The 9325-nt window shown below is 51.4% G+C and carries 8 protein-coding genes; 7 read left to right on the forward strand and 1 reads right to left on the reverse strand.

Annotated elements, in window-relative coordinates:
- From FEM54_RS16035 to FEM54_RS16050, 4 genes are all read left to right on the forward strand, one after another.
- Positions 1–146: LuxR C-terminal-related transcriptional regulator (locus FEM54_RS16035; RefSeq protein ID WP_240792756.1), on the forward strand; the 146-nt coding region annotated here is incomplete at its 5' end.
- Positions 147–3773: a transporter substrate-binding domain-containing protein gene (locus FEM54_RS16040; protein ID WP_138451849.1), complete on the forward strand. Its 3627-nt coding sequence runs from the start codon at positions 147–149 to the stop codon at positions 3771–3773. It begins immediately after the preceding gene.
- Positions 3774–3930: 157 nt separating this feature from the next.
- On the forward strand, positions 3931–5121 hold the full coding sequence (locus tag FEM54_RS16045; protein WP_138451851.1) for an EAL domain-containing response regulator: 1191 nt from the start codon (positions 3931–3933) through the stop codon (positions 5119–5121).
- Between the two features lie 270 nt (positions 5122–5391).
- Positions 5392–5820, forward strand: coding sequence for a hypothetical protein (locus FEM54_RS16050; protein WP_171045850.1), 429 nt, complete (start codon positions 5392–5394; stop codon positions 5818–5820).
- A 43-nt stretch (positions 5821–5863) separates the two neighbouring features.
- Here the strand turns inward: FEM54_RS16050 and FEM54_RS16055 are convergent, their stop codons facing one another.
- Positions 5864–6250, reverse strand: coding sequence for a type 1 fimbrial protein (locus FEM54_RS16055; protein ID WP_138451855.1), 387 nt, complete (start codon positions 6248–6250; stop codon positions 5864–5866).
- Between the two features lie 864 nt (positions 6251–7114).
- On the opposite strand from FEM54_RS16055, the gene FEM54_RS16060 reads away from it, so the two are divergent.
- From FEM54_RS16060 to FEM54_RS16070, 3 genes are all read left to right on the forward strand, one after another.
- Positions 7115–7687, forward strand: a complete 573-nt coding sequence (locus FEM54_RS16060) for a fimbrial protein (protein WP_240792755.1) — start codon at positions 7115–7117, stop codon at positions 7685–7687.
- 81 nt (positions 7688–7768) lie between these two features.
- Positions 7769–8506: a fimbrial biogenesis chaperone gene (locus FEM54_RS16065; protein WP_138451857.1), complete on the forward strand. Its 738-nt coding sequence runs from the start codon at positions 7769–7771 to the stop codon at positions 8504–8506.
- Positions 8507–8546: 40 nt separating this feature from the next.
- Positions 8547–9325, forward strand: a 779-nt coding sequence (locus FEM54_RS16070; protein ID WP_138451859.1) for a FimD/PapC N-terminal domain-containing protein, incomplete at its 3' end; no start/stop codon positions are given.

Below are 9325 nucleotides of genomic sequence, written 5' to 3' on the forward strand. Positions count from 1 at the left end.
GTTGTTTCAGCAATAAGGAAATCGGCGAGGCCATGCTGCTAAGCAATAAAACGGTCAGCAATTACAAAAATCGGTTGATTGAAAAGCTCAATGTAAAATCACTGATTTACCTGGCCGACTTCGCTAAACGCAATAAGCTTCTATAAATGAAAGGGCTTGTGTGGGCGGGCGCGTTTTTATGGGTGTTCAGTTCGTCGATATATGCGGACCATAGCGCCCGTGTTGCCGAGCCGTTGACCTTGTTGGGCCGCTCTCATTCTTCAGTGCAAATGTTGGGGTTGGACGAGGCCGATTGGCGATGGTTACGCACCAAAGGTGTCTTGACACTGGGTACGTCCAAAACCGCATCCGCCCCTTTTGAATTGACCTCCAGCGAGCGTGAGTATGAGGGCCTGACCGCCGATTACGTCGAACTGTTAGGAGATTTGCTGCATGTCACTATCAAAGTGCAGCGTTATCGAAATCGGGCGGAGCTGATCGAAGCGCTCAAGACGGGTCAAGTCGATATGGTGGGGGCGCTGGAAGCCACCGAGTTGAGCGACCCGCAACTAACACAGTCCATCGCCTACTTTGATGACCCCTCGGTGCTGGTAGCACCTATCAGCAACGCTCGTGGTTTGCCGGCAAAACTCACCGGTCTTAGGCTTGCCATGCTCGATCAGTATATGACCCCTGCGGAAGTGGCGCTGCTGTATCCGTATGCGACGTTGCAAACATACCCTACGGCATTTGATGCAATGACGGCGCTGGCGTTTGGGCAAGCCGATATTTACCTGGGGGGGGGGATTGGCGCGAACTATCTGATCAATAGAAATCACTTCGCGGATTTGCAGTTTTTGAGCTTTGTCGACGATAAATCAGGGGCGTTCGGTTTTGTGATGAACCGAGAAGATACACGCTTGCTACAACTGGTAAACCGCGCGCTCAGTGCGGTTTCGCATGAGGAAAAAAACCGGATCACTCGGCGCTGGAAGGCGAGCGCGGTTTCCGTGCATGGTCGCGAGGAAATACAATTCGATGATGCCGAACAGCATTGGCTGAACAACCACCCGCAGATAAAAGTGGCGGTCATGGACGGTAATCCACCCATGTCCTTTTATGACCAGAATAAAAAATTTCGCGGCATCAGTGCAGATTTGCTGGAAAAAATCAGCCAACGGATCCCCATAACATTCGACATCGTGATTGGAAAGTCCAATGACGAACTGATCGACTTGGTACTGGCGGGCAAGGCCGATGTAGTGGCGACCTTTCATACCTCGCATAAGCGCTTGCTTTTTACCCGGCCCTATTGGACAAGCCCTTATGTACTGAGCACACGTATCGGTACGGACGCGCCCGGTAACCTGAATGAGTTGTCAGGCAAAAGCCTGTCCCTGGTGGCCAAGAGTCCGATGGCTGAATACCTGAGTATCTATCATCCGGGTATTAAGGTTGTTCAGTCGGTCAATGCCGCAGATTCCATGTCGATGCTCGTCGCCGGCAAGGTCGATGCCGCTCTGAGCCCGCTTATCAGCGCGCAGTACTTGATTACCAACTACTACCGTGACCGGTTGCGCATGATTGGTGCCATTGGTTCGCGGCCGGCGCAACTGGCCTTGGGCACAAGCCGAGGAGAGCCGGAGCTGTATTCGATTCTCGATAAGGTCATGGTCAGTATTCCTCTCGATGAAATAGATGAGATGACCAATCGGTGGTTCGGCAACGCGGTGGTGGAGAACAACTATTGGGACACGAACCGCAGTGTCATGTTTCAAGGGTTTGCCGTGGTGGTGACTCTGTTGATCGTAGCGTTTTGTTGGGTGGCCTATTTGCGGCGCCTTATTCGTAAACGTGTAACGGCGGAACAGCAATTGAACGAGCAGATGGCGTTCATGCGCGTGTTGATTGACAGTCTGCCTCACCCTATTTACGTGCGTGATCGCCATGCTCAATTGATGTCGTGTAACACTCAATATCTGCTTGCCCTCGGTGTCAGCCGTGATGATGTGCTGGGTAAGGGAGTGATCGATGGCCTGGGCGATAAAAGTCCATACGCCCGTGTCCTCGAACAGGAGTACTTCGAGGTTATACAGAGCGGTGAGCCACGGATCAGAGACCGGCTCATGTTTGTCGCACAGGGTCAGGAGATCATGGCCTATCACTGGATTTTGCCGTTTCGCGGCAACGACGGTGATATAAAAGGCATCATTGCAGGCTGGATCGACATCAGTGAGCGGGACCGCCTGAATGGCGAGTTGCAGGCTGCCAAATTGGATGCGGAAAACGCCAACCGCGCGAAGACGACCTTTCTGGCGACGATGAGTCATGAAATTCGCACGCCCATGAACGCGATTGTGGGCATGCTTGAGTTGGCCATGAAAAAAGCCGATCAAGGTGCGTTGGATCGTTTTGCTATCGAAGTTGCGTTCGGTGCTGCGCAAGGCTTGCTGGGGTTGATCGGCGATATTTTGGATGTCGTGCGCATTGAGTCAGGACGCCTTGAACTGGCGCCACAGCGGGCTGCTTTCAAACCTCTGGTGGAATCTGTCGTACGCGTGTTCGAAGGGTTGGCGCGGCAAAAAGAGCTGAACCTTTTAGTCGAGTTTGACACTCAAGCGGATCGAGATGTGTATATCGATCCGCTGCGCTTCAAGCAGATCCTCTCCAATTTGCTGAGTAACGCCATTAAGTTTACCCACGAGGGCAAAGTGGTCGTCAGTGTGCAAGCGCAACTGTCGCAAAGTGCGGACCAACTGACAGTCAGAGTACAAGTTCGAGACAACGGAGCAGGTATTTCAAAAGAGGATCAGGAACAACTGTTCCTGCCATTCAGCCAAGCCGGCAGTCCAGGTGAGGGCCAGCAGGGTGGCTCGGGTTTGGGGCTGATGATCAGCCGGACGTTGTGCGAGCTGATGCACGGTGAGCTGAGCTTGCACAGTGTTCTGGGAATCGGAACCCAAATTGACGTGGTCTTGACGTTACCGGTCCTTGAGCGGATAGCGCTGGTGGCACAGGAGATTGAAGCCGGCATTGCCGGCAAAGTACTGAACGTGTTGGTGGTGGATGACTATCCGGCCAACCGTTTGTTGTTGCAGCAGCAACTGGCCTATTTAGGCCACAACGTCAGCGACGAGCCTGACGGTGCTCATGGGTTGCGGGCTTGGCGTAACGGGCATTTCGATGTGGTGATCACTGATTGCAATATGCCGGTTATGAACGGGTACGAGCTGGTCAGGCACATTCGGGCGGAAGAGCAGCGCACTGATGCATCGCGGTGCCTGGTACTCGGGTTCACGGCCAATGCGCAGGCTGATGAAATTGATCGCTGCCTGGCAGCTGGCATGGATGACTGCCTGTTCAAGCCCATCAGCATGCAAGACCTGGCAGCACGTCTTTTACCCGTAGATCCGATTTTCGTAAGGGGCATCAGTGAGGAAAGTTCGCTGGGAGGACTCGATGGCGTCGATCTGACCAGCCTTGAGCAACTGACGTATGGAGATAGGGCTTCAATTGTTCATTTGTTGAAGGACCTTGCCAAAAGCAACGACGAAGACCTGTCTCGCTTGGTGAAGCTCTTCAGCGAGGGTGACCTTGCCGGGATAGCCGACCTCACGCACCGAATCAAGGGTGGGGCGAGAATCATCAAGGCTCAGAGGTTGATTCAATGCTGCGAACGGGTACAGACCGATTGCAATAACTTGGATCACGACCGACTTACGCAATCTGTTGACGCCTTGCATCAGGCAATGGAAGCACTGGCGCAGACCTTGGAAGAACGCGTAGACGCATAGCCGAACCGCCAAAGCCCAGCAGGCACAGCGTCCAGCCTACGACTCAAGAAAGAATTTTCATCAGGCGGTCTTCACGCAATCAGCCGCCTCAATCACCGTATTCATGCAAAAGAGACGTTATGCAAGACGCACTCATTATTTTGTGGAGAACATAGCCATGCCTGTACTACCCCTACGGGTCCTGGTTTTGGAGGACCATCACTTTCAACGCGCCATTGCAGTTAACCTGCTTAAGCAGCTGGGGTGCGAGACGGTGTTTGCCGCCGCCAACGGTGCGCAGGCACTGCGCACCCTGCGCGAGGCCGGGCCGGTGGATATTGTGTTGTGCGACCTTCACATGGAGGGAATGGACGGCCTCGAGTTCCTACAGCGCGCCACGAACGCCGGGTTAGTGCGTTCGGTGATCATCAACAGTTCCCTGACCGAAGATGTGCGTCGAGCCGCCAGGAAACTGGTGCCATTACTGGGCGGTGTAGTCTTGGGCGATGTGTGTAAGCCGTTGGAGATCGACGCGGTTGAGCCGCTGCTCAAACAGTATTTGAACGGGGCGGGTACATGCCAGAACTCCCGCGGCTGCAACATTGCGATCGGTGACGAGGAGGTACGTTTAGCCATGGCGCATCAGCAAATGGAGACCTACTTTCAACCCAAGGTCGATCTGCGCAGTGGTGGCGTGACAGGTGTCGAGGCGCTGGCTCGCTGGAACCATCCTTTCAGTGGTCTTGTATCGCCTGCCGTGTTTATGCCCGCAGTAGAAAGCTGCAATCTGCTGAACGAGCTCTTTTTTGCCCAACTCGACGACGGCATGAGATTGCAAGCAGACGCGTTGAAGCGTGGTTACCTTCTTAATGTTGCATTCAATCTGCAGGCTGTCCAACTCACCAACGTGACATGGGCGCTCGAGGTAAAAGCGCGTTTGGCCAGCCATGGACTGAGTGGGGCGGGGCTGACTTTTGAGCTGGCCGAGAACGGCCTGATGGAGGCTTCGCCCGCTTGCCTGGAAAACCTGGTGCGCTTACGCATGATGGGCTGCCGATTATCGATTGATGACTTCGGTGCGGGCTTTTCTTCGTTACAACGCTTGTGCCAGTTGCCATTCAACGAAATCAAGTTGGACGGGGAGTTTGTGCGCACGCTCGATCATGAGCCGTACTGCCGCGCCGTAGTTGTCAGTACATTGGCCTTGGGAAGGGCCTTGGGAATGACAGTCGTGGCCAAAGGGATTGAGGCGCAAAGCCAGCATGAGCAACTGCTGGACCTGGGGTGCACACAGGGGCAGGGTTTTTTGTTTGCGCTGCCGATGAGTCGTCATGCGCTATTAGATTGGCTTGAGGCAAGATCTGAATGAGCTACGTGGGGATTTCGTTATTGGGGCAGCCTGCCTCTTGTGGATGTGGGGAAATCTGCAATTCGTGTTTTTGTTGGTGAAAATTCCCACAGGTGCGTGTGCCTTTTCCTCAAGAAGGTCTCCGCCAAGAAAGCGACAATGTATCAAGGGTCGAAGCAGGTGAGCCCTTGATACCATTAAATAGTTAGGTTAGTGCTGGTTTGTCATCACGTTGTATAACGATCTCAAAAAAGACGCCTGTTTAAAAAGCAATTTGTTGAGGAGGTGAACGTGGCGACTCCATATTTACGAATTTTGATTGTCGACGATCAACCTTTGCAGCGCTTAAGCATCGAAAAGGCATTCAATAGTAATGGTTATTATCGAATTGCGCCCGTTGAGTCCTTTGATGAGTTTTTGCTACTGGCTGCGCAAGCGGCAGACCAGTTTGATCTCGTGGTGATCAATAGCGGGATAAAAGGCTGCACGTTGGCTCGCGTGGAAGAGCTGCTCAGCGGCTTCAGTATTTGCAACATGTTAATGTATGAAGGGCAGCCGCCTGAAGTTATCGATGCTCAAGAGTTTGGTGGAAAGAAAATATTCATGAAGTTGCCGGGTCGGCCAGATGACAGAACGATAAAAGATGTGATGCAACTAGTTGACTTGAAGAAAACGGAGGCGAGTCGGCGCAAGGTAACGAACTTGTTTCGTCACGTTTAAATATAATTCACCCTGCCGTCAAAATGACGGTATGCATCGTCCTTTATGGAGATGTGAAGGTGATTACGTAAGCGCCTGAGCGGATAATTTTTCCGTTGTTATCCTGTACCTGATATTGCCGGTTGTAGTATCGGCCTTGGGCGCCACTGTCACTGACTAATTTGATGCGACCAGGGAGGTGCCCAGAAAGGGTGCCTGTTTCGGGGTCCTCAACATGCGTAATATTAATGGAAGCACCCCGTACCACGCTTGGGCAATCATTGAGTGTAAAAGCGACGCGTGAACTTGAAGGTGCGTTCGAACTACAGCCGGGTTCTTCGACCCCGCCGGTGATTTGAATGGTGCCTTGCCCGTCTGAATAACCTGCCATGCATGCAGTGCTCCAGGCAAAAACAAAGCTGAGACCGATCGGCCAATAACTGCTACTCATCGTGAGTACTCCTTATGCGTTCGAGAGACCTGCGCTGACATTATGGACGGTTTTCTTGACATTTTTATGAATGAGCCCCTTTTTTCGAGCGGAAATCGTGTGGATTCAGGTGTTACCAAGGGAGGCGACATTCTGTCGGCGCGTATGTGAGCTGATGGACTGTTTTTGGTCGGCTTCATTTCATGCGCAAAGTCAGTCAAAGGTAGGAGCGGTAATCTGTCCGGCGTGATCGAAAGCTTTACCTGGGGATGCATAGGTAGGCGTTAACGGTTGTGCTGAGAGGTGTGTGATACGCCCTGAAAAATATGAATATGACCATGTGTTAATAAAGATGTGATTACCGGGCTGCTATAAATCTCTCGTCAGATTTTTGCAGTTGGTCTGGTGCTTAACTTGGTCGTATTGCAGTTGGCTCAAAGTTGATTGTATACAGTTAAAGTCTCGGTGAGATGTTTGGGTCGGTTGATGATATTCAATACAGGAGCACGCTTTTAGTATTGATTGGAGGGCGATTGATATATTTTGTCGAGGTTCTTCAAGTTTGCTGTGAAAATTCCCATGTCATGGGAGGAAAATTCCCCTCGGATATTAAGGTTAGGTTAAATAAAATGACCCCACCCTGTAATTGATCATTCAATTGCAGAGGATGCTAGTCAGATTGTTTGATTCGGCTTTTTGGTGTTGATGGAGGATGTCACGCATTCTCTTCGTTTTAGATAAATGTTTTGTTTTAATGGTTCTAGAGTTGTGGTTCCGTCGAAAGCTTTGGGCGTATTAATTGCTTGCTTAAAGGATAAAGCGGCAGTCAGGGATGAAATTTAATATCGCTTTAAGACGATTTGGTGTGTGCCATTAGGGGTAAAAATGAAAAATCAATCAAGGAAATATAAAATGAAAGCTAAAAATTCTACGCTGCTGAGCGCACTTGCTATTAGTTTGGGTGCGGCATTCATTGTGCCGGTGGCTGGCGCGGCAGATGGTCTCGTTGAGTTCGAGGGGTCGATTACGACGCAAAGCTGTACAATTAACGGCGGCACCCCGGATCTTAAGGTCACGCTGCCTAAAGTTTCCAGCGCCTCTCTTGTGAGGCCAGGTTCTTGGGCTGGCCGTACGCCATTTTCCATTGCGCTGACCGATTGCGGTGCGCCATTGAATGGTGCCGTGAAGGTATATTTTGAGCCGGGCGCCGAAGTTGATGTGGCAACCGGTAACCTGAATATCACTAACGGTGCTGGCAATGCTACTAACGTGCAAGTTGCCTTGTTGAGCTCTGCCTTTAGCCCGATTAAACTCGGCGATGTTGTAGCTAATACCCCATCGACCAACTTGGTCAATGGTGCGGCAAAGTTTGATTACTACGCACAGTATCAGTCGCTGGGTGCTGCTACCGCAGGTGGCGTAACAACCCGAGTGAACTACACCATCATTTACCCGTAATTGGTGTGGGGGCGACGGTCAACGACCGTCGCGTCTTTATTTGTTTTTTATTTCTGTGAATTTATTCTAGTGGGCTTCCTTATGAAGCGTAATGCTTTCGTATTTTTCTGGGTGTTTCTACTGGCACTGTGTTTAGGGGGGCCTGCGAAGGCCAGTGTAGTTATCGCGGCTACTCGAGTGGTTTACCCGGGTGCTGATCGAGATGTCTCTATTAAGCTGACCAATAACGGAACCGTTCCGGCGCTCGTACAGTCATGGGTGGACGCCGGGGACCCGGACACATTACCGGAAAATAGCAGTGCGCCCTTCGTGTTGACGCCGCCTGTGTCACGCTTGGACCCTAACAAGGGGCAGACATTACGTATGATGTTTACCGGTGCGGATTTACCACAGGATAAAGAGTCGCTGTTCTGGTTGAATGTTTTGGAAATACCGCCCACCTCGGCCAGCGGTGCAGAAACTGAAATGCAGTTGGCGTTTCGTTCGCGCATTAAGATCTTCTTTCGTCCCCCCAACTTAGCTGGAACCGCTATGGACTCGCCAAAGCAATTACGCTGGCAGGTAAAGCAATCATCCAGTGGCTGGGTATTGGAAGGCCATAACCCTACCCCTTATTTCATTACCCTTACCAAAGCCGGCATTGTGGTCAACGGTAAAAGCTATCACGGTGAAAACGGAGAAATGCTAAGTCCGGGAGGGCGGGTCATGTTTCCTCTGAAGGAACTATCTGGCAAACCAGGCAGCGACGTTCAGGTGGATTTTATCTCCATTAACGATTTCGGTGGCGGTGATCCACATATTGGCAAACTTGAGCAGTAAAACCGGCTAATAGCATGCAAGGTGAAGGACAACACGGCATATGAGCATGGCAAACGCTGTAAAAAAAATCCAATCGCGAAGCCGTTTGATATCCATGAGTGGGGCCTGCGTGAGCATCAGCGAGCAACGCGGTTCTCGACGCTTGGAGATGGTCATGGTTTGCTGCGCCTTGTTATCGCAAGTTAACAATGCGCTCGCCGAGTTACCAAATGACTACTTGGCAGAGGTTAGTTTCGATAGCAAATTCTTTCGGGGCAAGGGGGAGGTAGATGTTTCACGGTTCGCCAACGGTAACCCTGTTCCGACAGGAACATATCGGGTAGATACGTTCGCTAATGGCGCCTGGATTGGCCGCGATAACGTATTATTCCGTGCGGTAACCGGTAAAAAGAACGCCGAACCTTGTTTCACGTTGAAGCAACTTGACGGCATGGCGGTCGATACAAGCAAATTTCAGTTGGGTGCTAGTGCCGATGCAGAGTGCCGAAGCATCGGTGAATGGGTGACCGATGCGTCATTCAGTTTTGATCCGTCTGATTTGCGCCTGGATTTGAGTTTGCCGCAGGTTTCGCTGCGCCGCAATGCACGGGGCTATGTCGATCCCAAGTACTGGGATCCTGGTATCAATGCGGCTGTACTTGGTTACGATTTCAATACCTATCAAATGCGAAACGATGGCCTGAACAGCACGTCTTCCTACTTGGGAATTAACTCAGGGCTTAATATAGGTGATTGGCAACTTCGCCACCTTTCTTCGTTGACATGGCAGAACAGTCAAGGGCGACAGTGGCAAAAAATTGCCACTTATGCTCAACGCAA

Source organism: Pseudomonas edaphica (assembly GCF_005863185.1).
Classification (GTDB): Bacteria; Pseudomonadota; Gammaproteobacteria; order Pseudomonadales; family Pseudomonadaceae; genus Aquipseudomonas; species Aquipseudomonas edaphica.